Genomic DNA, 18,631 nt, shown 5'->3' on the forward strand with positions numbered 1-18,631 from the left:
CTCGGCCTCGGCGGATTTGAGAGCCAACCTGGACCAAGCCCCCAAGGTCCGGGCCGGGAGGATCTTAGGCGGCCGCCTTCTTGTCGGTCGGCACGGACGAGATCGTCTTCAGGATCTGCGAAGCGATCTGGTATGGGTCGCCCTGCGAGTTCGGACGACGGTCTTCCAGATAGCCCTTGTAACCGTTGTTGACGAAGGAGTGCGGAACGCGGATCGAAGCACCGCGGTCGGCCACGCCGTAGCTGAACTTGTTCCAGGGCGCGGTCTCGTGCTTGCCGGTCAGACGCTTGTCGTTGTCCGGGCCGTAGACGGCGATATGGTCCATGAGGTTCTTGTCGAAGGCAGCCATCAGTGCCTCGAAATACTCCTTGCCGCCGACTTCACGCATGTAGGCGGTCGAGAAGTTGGCGTGCATGCCCGAGCCGTTCCAGTCGGTGTCGCCGAGCGGCTTGCAGTGGAATTCGATGTCGATGCCGTACTTCTCGGTGAGGCGCAGCATCAGGTAGCGAGCCATCCACATCTGGTCGGCAGCGGTCTTGGAGCCCTTGCCGAAGATCTGGAATTCCCACTGACCCTTCGCGACTTCCGCGTTGATGCCTTCATGGTTGATGCCGGCCGCGAGGCAGAGGTCGAGATGCTCTTCCACGATCTTGCGAGCGACGTCACCGACGTTCGAGAAGCCGACGCCCGTGTAGTACGGGCCCTGCGGCGCCGGATAGCCGGCCGTCGGGAAGCCGAGCGGACGGCCGTCCTTGTAGAAGAAATATTCCTGCTCGAAGCCGAACCATGCGCCGGCGTCGTCGAGGATGGTGGCGCGCTTGTTGGACGCATGCGGGGTCTTGCCATCGGGCATCATGACTTCGCACATCACGAGCACGCCGTTGGTGCGGGCGCCGTCCGGGAACACCGCGACCGGCTTCAGCACGCAATCGGAGCTGTGGCCTTCGGCCTGCTGGGTGGAGGAGCCATCGAAGCCCCAAAGCGGAAGCTGCTCGAGCGTCGGGAACGACGCGAATTCCTTGATCTGAGTTTTGCCGCGCAAATTCGGAGTCGGCGTATATCCGTCGAGCCAGATGTACTCGAGCTTGTACTTGGTCATTGAGCCTCTCTAGATGATGCGAAAGGTGGGGACCGGTGGCCCCCGCACGTTGTACCCGGCCACCATCGGCCGGCGCTTTACAAGCATTTCGCGTGCCAAAACGCCGCACTGCGGGAGGTTTACCGGCCGTGAGGCTGCGAATCTCGCCGGCTATTTATCGGCGCATGCGTCAAAGCAGCGCACCTTTACGTTACCCCGCACCGCAAAAAACCGCGGAAAGAGCCCGATTTCGCGGCATACGCCGCGCTGCACCCAGCCACCGGCTAAAGCAGCGCCAATCGCTCGAAATTTTCGCGATGTCCCGGGCTGCCTCCCCGCAACCTTCGCAACGGCCAAAGTGTTGGTCACTCGGAACCTGCCTCGCAGAATGCAGATACTCGACTGCCTACAAATTAGGCCAACAATGATGCCATTTTCAGCACTTTGCATTTCAGCCAGCAGGGCCAATATGGGGTGACCCAGTAACCATAAGCGAACGAGTCGGGCGCACCATGGAGGGCAAGCGCTCCGGCTTAAGGAGATACCGCAATGATGAACAGTAACTTGGGCCAGGGGTCGGCCACGATCTACCAATTCCCTGTCGGGGGCCGCGCGGCTCTCGATGGTCGTCGGAATAGTGAGGCCAGGCCGCCGGATGATCAGGTCTCGTCGCCCATCGTCGAGACGATCTGCAGCGGCAGTTGGTATCACCAGGAGGCGATCGAGGAAGCCAAGCCGAAATGGGATCGCTGATGCCTGCGTTGCCTTCGGTGCCGCCCCGCGCTCGCAAGCGTCCAGCGGAAGTTTGAAAAAGGGTCGAAACGGGATCGTTTCGGCCCTTTTTGATTCTCGTTCTGATGCTTGCGCTCAGCCCAGTTCGCAGGCTGTGACCGGCCGCTTCAGATGCTGGACCGTGGTACCTGTATTGCCGATCTTGAGCGTGATCCCGGCGCCGGAGTAGCGCGCACCCGACAGTGTCAGCCGCTTGGCGAGCGGAATGGCGCCGCCGTCGATCTGCATGAAGGCGCGCTTGTCATGCTCGTAGAATGCCACGATGAACTGCGTGCCGTCGGCGCAACGATAGCCCTGAAACGTCTGCGCGCTCGCACCGGTCGCATGGAAGGTTCCGCCTGCCGAGACGGCGACAGCCAAAATAATGGCCTTGTGCCGGTCCATGTTCGCCCCCTGTAATGGAGTTCAAGTATATCGCGCACGAGCCGCGCGATCGATTCCGCCGGCAACATAGCCCAGGCTGTTCCTATGTCAGACTCCCCTGCCCGCCACCTCGCCTTGCAAGGCGCCAGCAATTTTCGCGACCTCGGCGGTTACCCGACCGCGGACGGCCGGCAGACCCGCTGGCGGCACCTCTTCCGCTCCAATCATCTCGCCCTCCTAACCGCGACCGATGTCGAGATCGTTCGCGGCCTCGGCGTGCGGAGCGCGTTCGATTTCCGCGGTGTCGAAGAGCGCGCGGACGCCCTGTGCAGCGTGCACGAGATCAACACACATTCCCTGCCGATCGAGCCGACGGTGGTGGCTGCACTCAGGGCGCGGTTGGCCGAGGGCGCACTGACCGCGCCGGCCGCGCTGGAGATCATGCGCGAGTCCTACCGCAACTATGTCCGCCACAACACGCATAGTTTTCGCGCGCTGTTCGGTCATCTCCTGGAGGATCGCGCGCCGCTCGTCATCCACTGTACCGCCGGCAAGGACCGCACCGGCCTTGCCTGCGCGCTGATCCTGCATGCGCTCGGCGTGCCCGAGGAGACCATTGCGGAAGACTATCTGCTGACTAACCGTTTCTACCGCCGCGACCCGTCGGCGGCATCCGAACTTCCGGCGGACGTGCGCGACGCAATCGGCTCGGTAGAGGCCTCCTATCTCGAGGCCGGCTTCGAAGCCGTGCACGCTGACTATGGCGATCTCGAAACCTATTTGCGCGACGGACTCAAGCTCGGGACAGCCGAGCGCACCGCTCTGAAGGAGCGCTATCTGCAAGCGTGAGACACAGCGGCCTTCTCAAGCCGTCAGCCCGGTCGCCTTGATGATGGCGTTCTTGAGGGCAGAAGAGATCTGCTGGGTGCTCCAGTCACCCTGATGCAGCTTGTCAGGATCGCTCATATCTATCAAATGCTCGAACGACACGTTGTCCTGCACGTGCCAATGCCGCATGAGTGCCCAGCGCTGAAACAGATTGACCTCGGCCTCATTGGCAGCATCGCGGATCAGCCGGACCATCTTGTCCGAGAGCTCGGCTCGATCGTCCCAGAGCATCTTCGTCGTATACTGCGGATCAATCATCAGAACCTCGAAGCCGCGAGCGCGCAATTGCGCCAGGCCCTTCCTGATGTTCCCGGCAACAACGTCCACGTCATATATGTCATTGTGAAAGACCGCGTTCGTTCCGACCTGCCAGATGACCAATGCCGGATCATCATGGAAAATATCGGCCTCGAAGCGCCCGAGTTCTTCGTTTGCCTCTTCTCCGCCCCTGCCCCGGTTGAGCACGTCAATCCGGATGTCCGGCCGGTGGACAACGTCCTTGAAGTATTGTCGCAAATACATCTCGAGCCGATAAGGATATGGGACGACATCGCCTCGTCCGGCGGTCGAGGATGATCCCATGGCCACGATGCGTACCGGGCCCTTCCCGTCCAACGCCTGCCGAAGCCGCATCAGCGGGTATTTTAGGTCGACGATCGCCGCGGGAAACTCGATGGTCGGCAAATTGTCGGACATGAAACAACCTCCTCTACGATCTAAAGTTGCATCTATAGCCCAACCTTGAAGCTGCCGCCATTGCAAGCCCAATTCGCTCCGCGCAATAGTCGGCGCGAATTATACCGACGGAGGACATCGTGCAGGGGAAAGTCATTGTCGTGACCGGTGCGCTCGGCGCGCTGGGCCAGGTGGTGGCGGAGACGGCGCTGGCGCGCGGCGCGCGCGTCGCCGGCATCGATCACGCGCCTTCGCAGGCAGTCGCGACTGCGCAGCGTATCGAGTTCGGCGGCGTCGATCTCACGGACGAGGCGCAGGCGAAGACGGCGGTCTCGGCGGCGGCAAAACATTTCGGCCGGCTCGATGCGCTGATCAATATCGCCGGCGGCTTTGCCTTCGAAACCGTCGGCGACGGTGACATCAAGAGTTGGCAGCGGATGTATGCGCTGAACGTGCTGACCGCGCTCAACACCTCACGCGCCGCGCTCACGCATCTTGCAGCCTCGAAGGCCGGCCGCATCGTCAATGTCGGTGCCATGGGTGCGCTCCAGGCCGGCTCCGGCATGGGCCCCTACGCAGCCTCGAAGGCCGGCGTGCACCGCCTCACCGAGGCGCTCGCCAACGAGTGGAAAGGCAAGGTCACGGTGAACGCGGTGCTGCCTTCGATCATAGATACCAAGGCCAACCGCGCCAGCATGCCGGATGCGGACGTCTCCAAATGGGTGACGCCGCAGGAGCTCACTGAAGTGATCCTGTTCCTCGCAAGCGATGCAGCAAGCGGCGTGACGGGTGCGCTAATCCCGGTGAGCGGACGCGTTTAATCCGGCACAAGGAGCCGCAGATTGCCTTTGAAGCGGATGCTCTGCTTGCCGGCGAGTGCGATGCCTTCGCCATAGGCGGTCTGGTCGGTGTAGGTGCCGCTGAAGCCGATGGTCACGACCTTGCGGCCCCACACCGGCCGCTCGTCGAACGAGGGCGAGTGTTCTTCGTTGATCAGCTCACCCTTCCATTTGCCATCGCACGACGTGTAGGTGCCGTAGGCGAAGAAGAAGGAGTCGCCGCCGCGCATGGTGCCATCGCGCAGAACCATGACGCCCTGATTGCCGCCCTCGACACCATCCAGCATCTCGATGCGAATGTGATAGAGCCCGTTCCTGATTGTCATGTCGCAAGTGCCCGGCTGGCCCCTCTTGCAGAATAGCTGGTCCGACCGCGTCCTATCAAATGGCCAGTCGAGGCGAGTCCGAACCGGGCTAGACTTGCGCAACTGATTCTCCAATCGGAACGCAGACCGGGAACCTTTCTTTGGAAACCGCGCTTTATTTGCCCGTCAAACGCTTCCTCGAAGAGCTCGGCTTCAGCGTGAAGGGCGAGATCGGCGGCTGCGATCTCGTCGGCCTCAGCGCCAGTGATCCGCCTGTCGTGGTGATCGGCGAGCTCAAGCTCGCCTTCAATCTCGAGCTGATCTTGCAGGCTGTCGATCGCGCCCCGGCCGGCGACGAGATCTGGATCGCCGCAAAAATGTCCGCACGCGGCAAGGGCCGTGAGAGTGATGCGCGTTATCGCAATCTCTGCCGTCGCCTCGGCTTCGGCATGCTTGGAGTTACCGAACGCGGCCAGGTCGAGGTGCTGCTGAAGCCGCCGACCGCAGCGCCGCGGCGCGAGCCGAAGAAGCGCTCGCGACTCGTTGCCGAGCACCAGCGTCGCCAGGGCGATCCGGTGCTCGGCGGCAGCACCCGCGCACCCATCATGACCGCCTATCGCCAGCAGGCGCTGGCCTGCGCCTCGGCGCTCGCCGATGGCCCGCGAGCGGTGCGCGATCTGCGCGTGCGGTGTCCCGATGCCGGCAAGATTCTGCTGCACAACGTCTATGGCTGGTTCGCACGGGCCGAGCGGGGAATCTACGGATTGACCGACGCCGGCCATGCAGCACTTAAGCGCTGGCCGCAGCCGAAGATCGCGCTCGACACCGGCCAGCCGTCACAGCCCTGACATCAGATCGATGCAAGAGGCGAATAACTGAGATGCCACACCAAATTCATATTGCAATGCAACATAGGTAGCACTAGGTATCCCAGATCGAAATGAGGCTACCATGAGCGCAGACTGGAATACCAAATATGGCACGCGGCGCGTCCGCCATGATCCGCCCACCCTGGACGAGGCGATTTTCGCCGCGATCGGCATCACCGACGACCAGGAGCAGCAGGCCGAGATCGCCGCGTCCCTGATGGGCATGCCGCTCGATGTCGTGCAGGCCGAGGTGAAGAAGCAGGCCCGTACCAACAGCCGTATCACCGCCACGCGCGTGATTGCCGGCGAACAGGGCGCGCAGCGCTCGGTGGTGGTCGAGCGCCGCGTCGTGCGCCGCTTTGGCAACGACAAGCGCACGGGCACCTGAGAGCGCTCTAGCCTCTGAAGATACGAAAGCGGACCGGCCTTGCCGGTCCGCTTTTTTGATTCTCTTCTTCGCGCACATCCTTTGCGCAAAACCGTGCCGTCAGGCGGCGCGATTACCGTACATGCTGGAAAACAGCTTCCACCAGGTGCTGTTGAAGCTCAGCAGCGCGCGCCCGGCCTTGAAGGGGGCTGCCGCAAGATCCGCTAATTCCGCCTCCGGCGTCTTGGTGAGATCGATCGTGCCGGTCGATTCGCCGTGCCGGAATGCCAGATGCGCGCCGAACTTCTTCGCCAGCGCCCGCATCGCCTGATTCTCCGCTCCCGTCGTGATGCGCAAACGACCAAAGCCCTTCCAGCGCGCTTCCGCGATCAGCCGCCGGAACAGTACAGAGCCGACGCCCTGGCGGCGCGCCGAGGCTTCCACGCTGAACGCTACCTCGGGCAGCGAATCGCCTTCCGGCGGATGCAGCTCAGCCGCGCCGCGGACCACGCCGTCGACGATGTAGGCGACGATCACGGTGCCGTCGTCCGCGCAGCGGGCGGCGTAACGCTCGATGAAGCTGTCGTCGAGAAAACCGTTGAAGCGGTCGTGCCGGCTCGCGGGATCGAGTCTCAGCAGATGATCGCGCAGGAGCGGCAATTCCTCTTGCTGGATCAGGGTTCGCACATAGCCCTGCACGGACTCGGTGTGGATGATTTCTTCAAGTGCCACGTCAAAACTCCTCTTGGTGTCCCTCAAGGAGGCGTTCGAATCCCTAGGCCTCCTATATTGTGCGCCGCAACATGATTTGCAAGACAGGAACCTGCCCAAGTTGGAGGCATGGCAAACGACCAATTCGTTAATGAAATCAAAACCCCGTATTCATACGAGGACCATCTGGGTCTGGGTCACCAACGCCACCAGCTTGCCGTCCTCAGTCTCGAGACGGGTCTGCCAGACCTGGGTTCGCCGCCCCCGGTGGATCGGGGTCGTGGTGGCGATCACCGTGGTTCCCTCCTTCGCGCCGCCGATGAAGTTGGTTTTACTTTCGAGCGTCGTCGTGCCCTTGGCGTCCGCCGGCAGGTTGATCACGGTCGCGGCCGCCCCGACGGAATCGGCAAGGGCCATGATGGCGCCGCCATGCGCGACATGGCCGAGCGTGCAGAGGTCGGGCCTGATCGTCATCTTCGCCACCACGCGATCCGGTTCGGCCGCGACGAATTCCACGCCCTTGAGCTCGGCGAACGGCATTTTCATCGCATGAAGTCTTTCGAGCGGCGTCATCGGATCTCCTCCCAGTGTCTTGAATTCTCAAGGTGAATTGTCCCGCGACACAATGCAATGACGTCCGAGGTCATGGCCGCGATGATATCGACGCTACGCCCACCCGCCGCGTTTGCCCGAGGACATCAAGGTCGCCAAACCGGCTGACGAGCCCCGAGAATCGTGGGCGTCAGCCGTACATCCAGGAATACAAGATCGCGGCAGTGTTCGAGATCGGCATGCCGGAGTACGACGCTCGCATGGTTTTCATGTCGATCGCGGAGGCGCAGTCCTACTTCAACCGGCGCTGACGCTTTCGTTTCTCGCAACGCTCTACCCGTCATGGCGCGCCGCGCGGCTCGATCCCGTCGAGGTGCCGCGACACGGAGGCTGAGCTGGAGGCCAGTTCGGCGGTTACGCCGAGATGCGCGCATTGGTTATCTTGTCTTGTCGCCCGCCAGCGCGTTCTTGTAGATCTTGCCGCCTTTCATGATGACGACGAAATTCTTCGCGGGGTCTGCGACCAGCTTGATGTTCTCGATCGGATTGCCATCGACCAGCAGCAGGTCTGCCATAGCGCCCTCCTCGACCACGCCGAGCTTGCCGGGATAGGGATTGCGCGGACCGGAAAGACTCAATAGCTCGCCGTTCGTCGATGTCGCCATCGCCAGCGCTTCGGCGGGCGTGTACCAGCGGGCGAGATCGGCGAGCATCGCGCCCTGCCCCTCGGCCAGCGCCTTGGAGAACAGGACATCGGTGCCGAAGGCGGTCTTGATCTTGTACTTCTTCGCCAGCGTATAGACCCTCTCCGTGCCGGCCACCACCTGGCGCATCTTGTCCTGCTCCGAGCGCCCCAGCGCGGCGGCGCCGGCGAGATCGAGGAACGGCTGCGTGCTCAGCCAGATGCCCTTCTCGGCCATCAGGCGCGCCGAGGCCTCGTCCATGAGGTGGCCGTGCTCGATGCATTTCACGCCCGCCGCAATCGAGCGCTGGATGGCCACGGGCGTGTAGGCGTGCACGGCGACATAGGTGCCCCAGTTCTCGGCCGCTTCGACCGCGGCGCGCAGCTCGGGCTCGGTGAAGGTGGAGACGTCGAGCGGACTGAACGGCGAGGCCACGCCGCCACCCGCCGTGAGCTTGACCTGCGAGGCGCCCTGCATGAGCTGCTCGCGGGCCCGCACACGGACCTCGTCCGGACTGTCGGCGATCATGCTACCGCCGATCAGCTCCATGCGGCTGAGCATGCCGCCGATTGTCCGCGGCAGGTCGGACAATTGCCGGAAGTCGCCATGGCCGCCCGTGATGGTGATCATCGCGCCGGAGGGATAGATGCGGGGACCTGCGACGAGATCCTCGTCGATGGCGCGCTTGAGCCCGAAGCTCGGCCCGCCCATGTCGCGCACCGTCGTAAAGCCTCGCATCAGCGTGGCGGTGGCTTCCGCGGCCGCCTGCAAATTCAGGTAGCCGACGTCACCCGCAAGTGCAGCTGCCGGCGTCGGACGCACTAGCATCGCGTGCCAATGCGCGTCGATCAGCCCGGGCATCAGCACGCGATTGCCACCGTCGATCGCCTGCGCGTCCGTGGTCAGCGGTGCGGCAGAGATCTTCTCGATCTTGCCGTTGCGGATCAGCACATTGGACGGCGCGGAGAGCGCACTGCTGCGGCCATCGAAGATGCGGACGTTCTGGAACAGGACGGCGGAGTCCTGTTGTGCCTGCGCCGGCGGAGAAGCAACAAGGCTCACGCCGATTGTGACGAGCAACACAAGGACGATGAAGCTGCCACCAGGCCGCCCGCGCGCGTCAGACATTTCCGCCCTCCTGCCGGCACGTCTGCTCGTCCCTCGGCAGCGATGCCTTGGGCCTAACTCAGCGCCTGCGTGCAGAGCGAGTCAACTCACAACCATGCGGAAACGTGCAGCCCAGCCATCCGGCACGAGCGGAGGTGCGACTGGAGCTGTCGCGCCGGCTTCAATTGATTCAAACAGGAGCTGTTCCGTCCCGGCGCGCGAGCGACGTCAGCCGCATTCCCGCTTGACGAATTCATAACCACAGAGTTATACGTTAATCCATAATCAGACAGTTATAGATCGATCTCTTATGGCCAACACCCACGATGCTCTGTTCCGGACCCTTGCCGATCCGACCCGGCGGGCTATCTTTGAACGGCTATGCCGCCATGGCGAGCAGACCGTTGGCGCATTGACCGCGCGGGCCGGCGTGTCGCAGCCGGCCGTCTCGAAGCATCTGATGGCGTTGAAGCAGGCGGGCCTCGTGCGCGACCGCCACGAAGGCCGCCAGACGCATTACAGCGCGCAGCTTCGCGCCCTCGCCCCGCTGATCGATTGGACCAGCAAGATGACCGGCTTCTGGCAAAGCCGGTTCGACGACCTCGAAGATCTTCTCAAGAGGATGGACCAATGAACAAGACCGAGACCCGTTCCGTCGTCGTAGAGCGCGAGTTCGCACATCCGCCCGAGAAGCTTTGGCGCGCACTGACGCAGCCGCACTTGATCTCGGAATGGCTGATGAAGAACGATTTTGTGCCGGTGGTAGGCCATCGTTTCAACCTCACTGGCGAATGGGGCGGCGTGCTCGACTGCGAGGTCGTGACAATCGAGCCGAACAGGGCGCTGTCCTACACTTGGAACTTTGCGCATCAGGATGCGGCCTACAATCTGGAGAGCGTGGTCACCTTCACCCTCACCCCGACGCGCGGCGGGACTCTGCTCCGCGTCGAGCAGGTGGGATTCCGCCCGGACCAGAAGCAGGCCTTTGGTGGCGCACAAGCCGGATGGAAGCAGTTTTTGGCGAAGCTGGAAGAGGTATTGCCGCAGGCAGACTGATGCCGCCGTCGCGCTCTAAACCGCGATGTCATCGTGCTTTAGGTTATTGGCTGAGCACGATCTCCGCGCAAACGCGTTCCGCGTTTGTCGCGAGGGAAAGCCGCTTCACATCATGCTCTAGGACAGGAGATCTCATTGAACTGGAACACGTGGATTCGGAAGGTTCACCGCTGGCTGTCGATGGGCTTCACGGCGGCAGTCATCATCAATGTCCTCGCCATGGCACTGCAGACGCAGGCGATCTGGATCGGCCTCCTGGCGCTGTTCCCGCTCATCCTGCTTCTGCTCTCCGGCCTCTATCTGTTCGCCCTGCCCTATGCCACCAAATGGCGCTGCGGCTGACGGCGACCGCTTGCCTGACGTAGAACGGGATTATTGCGGAGCACAGGGACTCAAATGACTCCATCGGAGAAAATCGACCAGCTGATCGCCGGGATCACAGACTGGCGCGGCAAGACGTTCGCGAACCTGCGCAAGACCATCCTCGATGCCGACAGCGAGATCGTCGAGGAATGGAAGTGGATGGGCAGCCCGGTGTGGGAGCGCGACGGCATCATCGCGGTCGCCAATGCCCACAAGGGCAAGGTGAAGCTGACCTTCATGTACGGCGCGCGCCTCGCCGATCCCGAAAAACTCTTCAACGCCGGCCTCGAAGGCAACGAACGCCGCTCGATCGACTTCCTCGAGGGTGACAAGATCAATGCGCGGGCGCTGAAACAGCTCGTACGTGCAGCCATCGAATACAATCAGGGCAAGGCGAAGAAGAAAGCGCCGGCGGCGCGCGCCAAAGCCCGCAAGGCGGGGTAAAATCCGATCACGTCACCGCATTGACGACCTGGAATTCCGGTCGCCTCCAGATTTCGCCCGTGATCACCTCCTCGATGATCTCGGCCGCCTTCATCACCTCGTCCTCCCCGATATACAGCGGCGTTAAGCCGAAGCGCATGATGTCGGGGGCGCGGAAGTCGCCGATGACACCACGGGCGATCAGGGCCTGCATGGCGGCGTAGCCGACGTCGAAGGCGAAGGAGACCTGCGAGCCGCGCTCCGCATGCACGCGCGGCGTGACCAGCTTGAGCTGCGGGCAGCGCCGCTCGACCTCCATGATCAGGAGATCGCCGAGCGCAAGCGAACGAGCTCGCAGTTCCCCAAGATCGACGCGATCCCAGATGTCGAGTGAAGCTTCCAGCGCAGCCATCGCGAGCACCGGCGGCGTGCCGACGCGCATGCGTTCCACGCCGCCCGCGGGCGCATAGCCGAGATCGAAGGCGAACGGCTTTGCGTGGCCCATCCAGCCAGAGAGGGCGGCGCGTGCCCAATCGGCGTGGCGCGGCGCGACGTAGAGGAAAGCCGGCGCACCAGGCCCGCCATTGAGATATTTGTAGGTGCACCCTGCGGCGAAGTCGGCAGCCGTACCCGCGAGATCAACCGGCAGCGCGCCGGCCGAATGCGCGAGGTCCCAGACGGTCACGATGCCCAGCGCATGCGCTTTCGCAGTCAACTTCGCCATGTCATGGCGCCGACCAGTGCGGTAGTCGACCTCGGTGAGGTAGAGCACCGCGATCTCCTCCGACAGCGCGGCCTCGACCGCCTCCGGCGCGACGAGGCGCAGCTGGTGCCCGCGCCCGAGCGTCGCGATCAGGCCTTCGGCCATGTAGAGATCGGTCGGGAAATTGCCGGTGTCGGAGAGTACGAACTTGCGCTCAGGGCTCATATCGAGCGCGGCGGCGAGCGCCTGATAGACCTTAAGCGAAAGCGTATCGCCCATCATCACTGAGCCCGCCTCCGCGCCGATCAGCCGGCCGATGCGATTGCCAACGTTGCGGGGCTGCACATACCAGCCCGCGGTGTTCCAGGCGCGAATGAGCTCATCGCCCCATTCCTGCCGGATCACGCGGTCCACCTTTTCGGCAACGCCGAGCGGCAGCGCGCCGAGCGAATTGCCGTCGAGATAGATCACGCCCTCGGGCAGATGGAAGAGCGCCCTGGTGTCGTCATAGACGCGAAGTCGGGTCTCGGTCATGGCTTGCTCAAAGGCCGGACTTGGTTGGAAGCAGGACTTCTTAAAGGATCGTGCGCACGCGCCAGAGTTCGGGGAACAGCTCGATCTCCAGCATGCGCTTGAGATAGCTGACCCCGCCGGTGCCGCCAGTGCCGCGCTTGAAGCCGATGACGCGTTCGACGGTGGTCACATGGTTGAATCGCCAGCGGCGGAAATAGTCCTCGAAGTCGACGAGTTTTTCGGCGAGCTCGTAGAGCATCCAGTGCTTCTCCGGCGCCTCGTAGACCCGGCGCCACGCCTGAAGCACGCCTTCGTTCAGGCTGTGCGTCTCGCGGACGTCGCGCGCCAGCACACCAGGCGGCATCGCGAGCCCCTTGCGATCGGCGAGGCGCAGCACCTCGTCATAGAGGCTCGGCGTTGCCAGCTCTGCCTCCAACAGCCGCGTGACTTCGGCGTCATGCGCATGGGGCTTGAGCATCGCGTGATTGCGGTTGCCGAGGAGATATTCGATCAGGCGGTACTGGCTCGACTGGAATCCCGAGGACTGCCCGAGCTTGGAGCGGAAATGCGTGTACTCGCTTGGCGTCATCGTCCGCAGCACATCCCAGGCGCTGTTGAGCTGCTCGAAGATGCGGGACACACGCGCCAGCATCTTCATCGCCGGCGACACCTCGTCACGCGCGATGGCGCGGCGGGCGGCGCTGAGCTCGTGAATGGCAAGGCGCATCCAGAGCTCCGAGGTCTGGTGCTGGATGATGAACAGCATCTCGTCATGGGCATCCGACAACGGATGCTGCGCTCCGAGGATCGCATCGAGCTGGAGATAGTCGCCATAGGACATGCGCCGGGCGAAGTTGGTCTCGGCGCCCTCGGCGGTGGGGTCGTAGTCGTTGCTGGTCATGACATCCCTCTACTGCCGTCAGTCTAGGCCAACCAGGCTCGCGGTGATTTTTGACGAGGGATCCTTGAGCCCGTCGACGACAGAGAAATGGTTGAAGCCGGGCTCGATCACGAGACGCGTGGGCACGTCAAAACCGGTCCAGACGTTTGCCATCAGCTCCGCCTGGCGGATGAACTCGGGACGCTCGGCGCCTCCGACCCAGGTCGTAACCGGAGCATGCCCGCGCGGCAGATGCAGCGCTGAGCTTTCAAGCGTCGCCTCCTCCAGCGACATTCCAAGCGTCGCGTTCATTTTGGTCTTCAGCAACGGGCGCAGATCGTGCAGGCCGCTGATCGACAACGTCGCGGCGATGCGATTGTAGACCGCGGACTCAAGCCAGCTGTCGTCGCAGAGCATGCGCGTGACGAGATGGCCGCCCGCCGAATGCCCGGCGAGCCGGATCGGTCCGGAAACCAGTGCAGCGGCCGCCGCAACGGCCGCCGCGATCTCCGCCGTGATATCGGAGATGCGTGCGGCCGGCGTCAGCGTGTAGCTCGGCAGCGCCACCGCCCAGCCGTGGTGGCGCGCGCCTTCGGCAAGGTCGGTCCATGACGATTTGTCGAAGCGCATCCAATAGCCGCCATGGACGAAGACGACGAGGCCTTTGCTGTCTCCATCGGGCAGGATCAGGTCGAAGCGCTTGCGCTCGCCTTCGCCATAGGCGACGTCGGGGCGAAATGCCCTCAGCCTCGCGCGATAGGCCGCTGCGCGCTCTGCCCAGAGTTCAGGCAGTCGGTCCGAGCCCGGCACGTGAGCCGAGTTGGCATAGGCGTCATCCCAATCGCGCATCGTTGCTCCCAGAAGATTCAGGCGACAGGTCGCCAGTCTGCCACCTGCAGCGCCGCCATCATAGTCTTTATTTTAAGCTTAAAGCATCGTGACGCCGGCGCCTGTGGGGTGGGCAAAGCGAAGCGTGCCCACCACTTTGGCCTCGATCCGGGAAAGCTGGTGGGCACGGCGCAAGGGCGACTTTGCCCACCCTACGAAGCACGGCGACGGAGCCTACGCCTTCTCCACCCCGCACCACTCGGCAATGAACAGCGCCATCGCCTTGGTCGACTTCTTCAGCGACTCCAGATCGACATATTCGTTGAATCCGTGAATCTCACCGCCACTCGGGCCGAAGCAGAGGCTGGGGATGCCGTGGTTGAGGCCGTAGAAACGGGTATCGGTGAGCGCGGTGAAGACGAGGTCTTCGACCCCGCCGCCATAGACGGCGTTAAACGCCTTGCCAAAGGCGGCTTCGGGCGCGGCCGCGTTGGTCAGTTCATAACCTTCCGACAGGAAGCCGGACCATTCCACCTCGGGCGGATTGTTGGCGAGGAAGCGATGGTTGCGCGCCGCAGCCGCGACACAAGCGAGAATCTCTTTCTGGTGATCGGCGATCGACCAGCCCGGCAGCACTGCGATGCGGCAATCGACGTCGCACCAGGCCGGCACGCTGGAGGCCCAGTCGCCGCCCTTGATGATGCCGGGGTTGAAGTTGATGGGATGGTTGAGTGTCTTGAAATGGCGATCGGCCTTTGCCCGCTCATTCCATTCGATCTCGAGCTTTTGCAGGGCCTGGATCAGATGATAGGCCGCCATGATCGCGTTGGCGCCGGAGCCGGCAAATGCCACATGGGTCGGATGGCCCTTGACGCGCAGGCGGAACCAGATCACGCCGACCTGCGAGCGCACCATCTTGCCGCCGGTCGGCTCGGGAATGAAGCAGGCGTCGGCGCGATAGCCGCGCTGGAGCGTCGAGAGCGCGCCGACGCCGGTGCTCTCCTCCTCGATCACGGACTGGAAATGGATCCGCGCCGTGGGCCGAAGGCCTGCGGCCTTGATCGCATCGAGCGCGTAGAGCGCGCCGATGGTGCCGGACTTCATGTCGCAGGCACCGCGGCCATACATTTTGCCGTCCTTGATGACCGGCGAGAATGGCGGGGTGTCCCAGAGCTCCAGCGGTCCAGCCGGCACGACGTCGCAATGGCCTTGCACGATCAGCGATTTGCCGCTGCTCGTTAGCGGGCGATAGGTGCCGACCACCGTACGCGCCTTGGAGAAATCGTGCTCGATCGGACCGAAGCCGCGCAGATCCTTCAACTCGTCGATGTTGATGTGCCAGTCGTCGACCTCATAACTCCGAGCGCGCAGGAGGTCGCCGATCATGTCCTGACAGGGCCCCTCCGCGCCGCGGATCGAGGGGATCGCGACGAAATCCCGTGTGGTCGCAAGCTGGGCCTCGAAGCTCGCATCGACGGCATCGAGAATCCTTTGCTGCGTTTCGGTATTCATGCTGGCAACTCCGATCGGCTTTCAAGAGCGCCGCGAAGCTAGCCGATTTCAACCCTCCGGGTACTCCTGAAAATAGGCCTCCAGCAATGCATCTTCGAGCAGTCGGCCTTCCGAATAGCCATTCAGGGTCTGCGGCCGCGTGACGCCGTCGAGCAGACGCGCGCAAGGTTCCGGCGCGCCGAGCACGGTGCGCACGGATATCCGCTCCGCATAGATCGGCAGCGCATAGTCCTCCTCGTCGTCTGCAAGCCCCTTCGCGCGAACCTTGGCCGAGGCCTCCTCGATCTCCATCGCGATGAAGGTCGTCGCCTTGATCTCCTGCGTGCTGCTCGGGCGCAGCCCCGCAGTGCGATCCGGGAAGAAGCGGTCGACCATGGCGCTGATCGCGCGGCTCTTCTCCTCCGCATCGGTCACGAGGTAAGCGGCGCCAAAAGCCATCACCGCGCGATAATCCGCCGAATGGTTGAAACCGCAGCGCGCCAGCACGAGGCTGTCGAGATGTGCAACGGTGAGACAGACTCTCTGGCCTTCCGACTGATTGCGCAGCATGCGGCTCGCGCTGGAGCCGTGCCAATAGAGTTTTGTCCCTTCCCGCCAGAAAAAGGTCGGGGTGCAATAGGGCTGGCCGTCGATCGCATAGGAGACGTGGCACAGCATCGAAGAGTCCAGGATGCGGTGAACGGTGGCGTGATCGTAAGCGCCGCGATCATGGCGGCGCTTCACCTGGTTACGGGACGAGACCGGATAGGACGTGGTGGCGATACCATCGGACACGGCGACTCCTGTCGTGGAATTTGAATCTGGAAGGAGTTGTAGCGGCCCATTTGGTCTGCGATAGTTCCAATTCGATGCTAAAAAATCCGACCAATTCAAAGCCGTCCCCGAAAGCCCCGCCGCGGAAATCCGAACTGCCGCTCGATTTTTCGGGAGCGCACATCACGGCGGGCGCCTCTTCGGCGCACCGGCTTTACCAGGCGCTCTGCCACGCGATCGTGCAGGGCCTTGCCAGGCCGGGCGAGCCGATGCCGCCATCGCGGACGCTGGCGAAGCAGACCGGCTTCCGGCGCAACGCCGTCGTCACGGCCTATGAGCGACTGGTTGCAGATGGATTTGCGGTAGCGACCGTCGGCTCGGGGACCTTCGTCGCCGCTAAAATTCCCGCGCGCACGAGCGAATTGCGCAAGGCGAGGGTCACCGTCGAGGTCCCGCGGCAGGGAACGCTGGCACTCGGCTGCACCCATGTCGACGAACGGTCGCTGCAGCGCTTTCGCGGCTTCGTCGGCCGGCGCATGCGCGCCTTCGGCACCGAACACCTGCACTATGGTGATCCGCGCGGCAGCCGCGAGCTGCGCGCGGCGGTTGCCGATCATTTGCTAGCGGCGCGGGGCCTGCGCTGCGATCCCGACCAGATCATGCTAACGTCAGGCACGCTGCACGGCTTACGCATCGTGCTCGGGGCGATCCTCAAGACCAACGACCAGATCTGGTGCGAGGATCCCGGCTATCCGACCGCGCGCGCGGCGATCCTCCATTGCGGCTATCGCGCCGTCTCCGTGCCGGTCGATGAGCATGGCCTGCGCGTCGCCAAGGGCCGGACGGCGGCACCAAAGGCGCGCGCGGCCTATGTCACGCCGTCGCACCAGTTTCCGCTGGGCGTGCAGATGTCGATGCCGCGCCGGCTCGAGCTCCTGGACTGGGCGAAAGAGGCCGGCGCTTTCGTGCTGGAGGACGATTACGACAGCGAGTTCCGCTATGACGGCGCGCCCTTGATGTCGCTTGCCGGCATCGATCAGCTCGAGCGCGTGATCTACATGGGCACGTTTGCCAAGACGCTGTTTCCGGGCCTGCGCATCGGTTATTGCGCGCTGCCGGAGCGCCTGATCGGGCCGGTCGCGACCGCGCGGGCCGCGCTGGACCGCTTTCCCGGTACGCTGATGGAAGGCGCGGTCGCGGACATGCTCAACTCCGGCGCCTTCGCCGCAAACCTGAAGCGCGTGCGAAAGCTTTATCGCGAAGCGCGCGACGCACTGGCTGCGACGCTTCAGGCGGCGTCCGACGGCCGGCTGTCGGTTCCCGTGCCCTCTCAAGGCCTGCATCTGGTCGCGCGGTTCGAGCCATCGGTCGATTTGCGCGTCGCCTCGCAGGCCAAGCACGCGGCCGGAGCGGAAGGCTGGCTGCTCGCCGACACTTATGCGCGCGCCCGTCCCCTGCCCGGTTTCGTTCTCGGCTTTTCCGGCCATTCGGTTCCGCAACTGGTGGCGGCAGCCGAAAAGCTCGCGACGCAATCGCTGGCCGCACTTCGCGGCAGCGACAAGCCGGCGCGCCGGGCGTGACGAAGGTTCACTATGAGAATCGCGCGCGGCTTTCTAACATTGCGGTATCGAGGTCGGGATTTTCGTCATGCCCCATTTCCGCGCAATCTGCGTATGTGCGCTGTTCGTCGCAGCAACAATAACGTTGGCACGCGCCGATACGGTCGGGCGCGAGCAGGACATCGTCGGCTTGCGGCTTGGCCAGCGCGTGATGGTCGATGACGGCACCTGCCCAGCCGGGCAGATCAAGGAAGTGCGCGGCGCGAAGATGACCGAAAGCGGCATCACGCGGACGCGCACCTGCGTGCCGCGGTTCGGACCGAAGTCGAAATAGCCCCAACTCGCGATGAGATCGGGGATGAAGCGTCATTGCGCTAGGTTATTGTTTGAGCGTGATCTCTTCGGAAAACCGCTGCGCACTTTTCCGGATCATGCTCTAAAGTCTACTTCGCCGGGTCGAACATGCACTGAAGGGTCGGCTTGGCGATCTTGGTGAAGGTTGGTCCGATCTCGGACTGTTTTGTGACCGGCACCCATTCGTTCTCGATGGTCGGCACGCCGGTCTCGCTGATGCCACGAAGGAGCGCCTCGCGCAGGTCGCGGTCCTCGACAACTGCGGCGGCATGGTCATGCAGACAGCCGCAGACTTCCTCCGGATGCGCCCATCGCCCGAGCATGTGCGGCGCGCATTGGCGCACGAAATCGGTGCGAGGATCCGGCAACCTGCTGGGAAAGCGCACCTGAGCCTGGGCCGCAGTGATCGTGAGGAGGGACGCGAGGAAAACGGCGGCGCCTATGCGAGACATGATTGG

At 63.4% G+C, this 18,631-nt stretch carries 24 protein-coding genes; 11 read left to right on the forward strand and 13 right to left on the reverse strand.

All coding sequences use genetic code 11. From position 1 onward, the window contains the following. Positions 1-64 precede the first annotated feature (64 nt). Positions 65-1,099: a glutamine synthetase beta-grasp domain-containing protein gene (locus tag SO156_RS02425; RefSeq protein WP_498533702.1), complete on the reverse strand. Its 1,035-nt coding sequence runs from the start codon at positions 1,097-1,099 to the stop codon at positions 65-67. Between the two features lie 528 nt (positions 1,100-1,627). On the opposite strand from SO156_RS02425, the gene SO156_RS02430 reads away from it, so the two are divergent. After that, complete coding sequence (locus tag SO156_RS02430) at positions 1,628-1,831, forward strand: DUF2735 domain-containing protein (protein ID WP_498533703.1); 204 nt, start codon at positions 1,628-1,630, stop codon at positions 1,829-1,831. Positions 1,832-1,945: 114 nt separating this feature from the next. Here the strand turns inward: SO156_RS02430 and SO156_RS02435 are convergent, their stop codons facing one another. Then, positions 1,946-2,254: an MliC family protein gene (locus SO156_RS02435; protein WP_498533704.1), complete on the reverse strand. Its 309-nt coding sequence runs from the start codon at positions 2,252-2,254 to the stop codon at positions 1,946-1,948. 84 nt (positions 2,255-2,338) lie between these two features. Here SO156_RS02435 and SO156_RS02440 point away from each other — a divergent pair, with 84 nt between their 5' ends. Next, complete coding sequence (locus SO156_RS02440; protein ID WP_458144685.1) at positions 2,339-3,082, forward strand: tyrosine-protein phosphatase; 744 nt, start codon at positions 2,339-2,341, stop codon at positions 3,080-3,082. Between the two features lie 15 nt (positions 3,083-3,097). Here SO156_RS02440 and SO156_RS02445 read toward each other — a convergent pair whose 3' ends face one another. Next, positions 3,098-3,817 carry an SGNH/GDSL hydrolase family protein gene (locus SO156_RS02445; RefSeq protein WP_498533705.1) on the reverse strand — a complete coding sequence of 240 codons (720 nt, stop codon included), beginning with the start codon at positions 3,815-3,817 and terminating at the stop codon, positions 3,098-3,100. A gap of 119 nt (positions 3,818-3,936) precedes the next feature. Here SO156_RS02445 and SO156_RS02450 point away from each other — a divergent pair, with 119 nt between their 5' ends. After that, complete coding sequence (locus SO156_RS02450) at positions 3,937-4,617, forward strand: SDR family oxidoreductase (protein WP_458144683.1); 681 nt, start codon at positions 3,937-3,939, stop codon at positions 4,615-4,617. Here the strand turns inward: SO156_RS02450 and SO156_RS02455 are convergent. Then, entirely contained in the window at positions 4,614-4,961 is a 348-nt protein-coding gene (locus SO156_RS02455) for a hypothetical protein (RefSeq protein ID WP_458144682.1), read from the reverse strand. The genes SO156_RS02450 and SO156_RS02455 overlap by 4 nt on opposite strands. A gap of 140 nt (positions 4,962-5,101) precedes the next feature. Between SO156_RS02455 and SO156_RS02460 the strand changes: the two genes are divergently transcribed. Continuing rightward, positions 5,102-5,788, forward strand: a complete 687-nt coding sequence (locus tag SO156_RS02460; RefSeq protein ID WP_458144681.1) for a DUF2161 domain-containing phosphodiesterase — start codon at positions 5,102-5,104, stop codon at positions 5,786-5,788. 103 nt (positions 5,789-5,891) lie between these two features. Next, on the forward strand, positions 5,892-6,197 hold the full coding sequence (locus SO156_RS02465) for a hypothetical protein (RefSeq protein WP_027523921.1): 306 nt from the start codon (positions 5,892-5,894) through the stop codon (positions 6,195-6,197). Between the two features lie 99 nt (positions 6,198-6,296). Here the strand turns inward: SO156_RS02465 and SO156_RS02470 are convergent, their stop codons facing one another. From SO156_RS02470 to SO156_RS02480, 3 genes are all read right to left on the reverse strand, one after another. After that, entirely contained in the window at positions 6,297-6,908 is a 612-nt protein-coding gene (locus SO156_RS02470; RefSeq protein WP_498533706.1) for a GNAT family N-acetyltransferase, read from the reverse strand. 150 nt (positions 6,909-7,058) lie between these two features. Continuing rightward, positions 7,059-7,460 carry a PaaI family thioesterase gene (locus SO156_RS02475; protein WP_458144679.1) on the reverse strand — a complete coding sequence of 134 codons (402 nt, stop codon included), beginning with the start codon at positions 7,458-7,460 and terminating at the stop codon, positions 7,059-7,061. A gap of 416 nt (positions 7,461-7,876) precedes the next feature. Next, positions 7,877-9,250, reverse strand: a complete 1,374-nt coding sequence (locus tag SO156_RS02480) for a metal-dependent hydrolase family protein (protein ID WP_498533707.1) — start codon at positions 9,248-9,250, stop codon at positions 7,877-7,879. Between the two features lie 289 nt (positions 9,251-9,539). Here SO156_RS02480 and SO156_RS02485 point away from each other — a divergent pair, with 289 nt between their 5' ends. From SO156_RS02485 to SO156_RS02500, 4 genes are all read left to right on the forward strand, one after another. Further along, a complete protein-coding gene (locus SO156_RS02485) occupies positions 9,540-9,863 on the forward strand; it encodes an ArsR/SmtB family transcription factor (RefSeq protein ID WP_458144677.1) in 324 nt (107 codons plus the stop codon). Further along, positions 9,860-10,285 carry an SRPBCC family protein gene (locus SO156_RS02490; RefSeq protein WP_498533708.1) on the forward strand — a complete coding sequence of 142 codons (426 nt, stop codon included), beginning with the start codon at positions 9,860-9,862 and terminating at the stop codon, positions 10,283-10,285. The genes SO156_RS02485 and SO156_RS02490 overlap by 4 nt, the downstream gene beginning before the upstream one ends. 135 nt (positions 10,286-10,420) lie before the next feature. After that, the gene (locus SO156_RS02495) at positions 10,421-10,627 is read left to right on the forward strand and encodes a hypothetical protein (RefSeq protein ID WP_498533709.1); all 207 of its coding nucleotides are present in this window, start codon (positions 10,421-10,423) and stop codon (positions 10,625-10,627) included. A 54-nt stretch (positions 10,628-10,681) separates the two neighbouring features. Then, on the forward strand, positions 10,682-11,092 hold the full coding sequence (locus SO156_RS02500; RefSeq protein WP_458144675.1) for a DUF1801 domain-containing protein: 411 nt from the start codon (positions 10,682-10,684) through the stop codon (positions 11,090-11,092). A 7-nt stretch (positions 11,093-11,099) separates the two neighbouring features. On the opposite strand, the gene kynU is transcribed toward SO156_RS02500, so the two are convergent. The 5 genes from kynU to SO156_RS02525 all read right to left on the reverse strand — a co-directional run bounded on the left by kynU (position 11,100) and on the right by SO156_RS02525 (position 16,281). Next, complete coding sequence (gene kynU, locus SO156_RS02505) at positions 11,100-12,308, reverse strand: kynureninase (protein WP_498533710.1); 1,209 nt, start codon at positions 12,306-12,308, stop codon at positions 11,100-11,102. A 40-nt stretch (positions 12,309-12,348) separates the two neighbouring features. Then, entirely contained in the window at positions 12,349-13,188 is an 840-nt protein-coding gene (gene kynA / locus SO156_RS02510) for a tryptophan 2,3-dioxygenase (protein WP_498533711.1), read from the reverse strand. Positions 13,189-13,206: 18 nt separating this feature from the next. Next, complete coding sequence (locus SO156_RS02515) at positions 13,207-14,016, reverse strand: hormone-sensitive lipase (protein WP_458144672.1); 810 nt, start codon at positions 14,014-14,016, stop codon at positions 13,207-13,209. Between the two features lie 213 nt (positions 14,017-14,229). Continuing rightward, positions 14,230-15,507 (reverse strand): ArgE/DapE family deacylase, encoded by a 1,278-nt coding sequence (locus tag SO156_RS02520; RefSeq protein WP_498533712.1) that lies wholly within the window; start codon positions 15,505-15,507, stop codon positions 14,230-14,232. Positions 15,508-15,555: 48 nt separating this feature from the next. Next, positions 15,556-16,281 carry a pyridoxamine 5'-phosphate oxidase family protein gene (locus tag SO156_RS02525; protein ID WP_498533713.1) on the reverse strand — a complete coding sequence of 242 codons (726 nt, stop codon included), beginning with the start codon at positions 16,279-16,281 and terminating at the stop codon, positions 15,556-15,558. A gap of 74 nt (positions 16,282-16,355) precedes the next feature. Between SO156_RS02525 and pdxR the strand changes: the two genes are divergently transcribed. Next, on the forward strand, positions 16,356-17,840 hold the full coding sequence (gene pdxR, locus SO156_RS02530; RefSeq protein WP_498533714.1) for a MocR-like pyridoxine biosynthesis transcription factor PdxR: 1,485 nt from the start codon (positions 16,356-16,358) through the stop codon (positions 17,838-17,840). Between the two features lie 67 nt (positions 17,841-17,907). Next, complete coding sequence (locus SO156_RS02535; protein WP_458144668.1) at positions 17,908-18,153, forward strand: DUF6719 family protein; 246 nt, start codon at positions 17,908-17,910, stop codon at positions 18,151-18,153. Positions 18,154-18,262: 109 nt separating this feature from the next. Here the strand turns inward: SO156_RS02535 and SO156_RS02540 are convergent, their stop codons facing one another. Continuing rightward, entirely contained in the window at positions 18,263-18,625 is a 363-nt protein-coding gene (locus tag SO156_RS02540) for a hypothetical protein (protein WP_458144667.1), read from the reverse strand. Positions 18,626-18,631: the final 6 nt, after the last annotated feature.

The sequence above is a fragment of the Bradyrhizobium sp. UFLA05-125 genome (assembly GCF_059803515.1).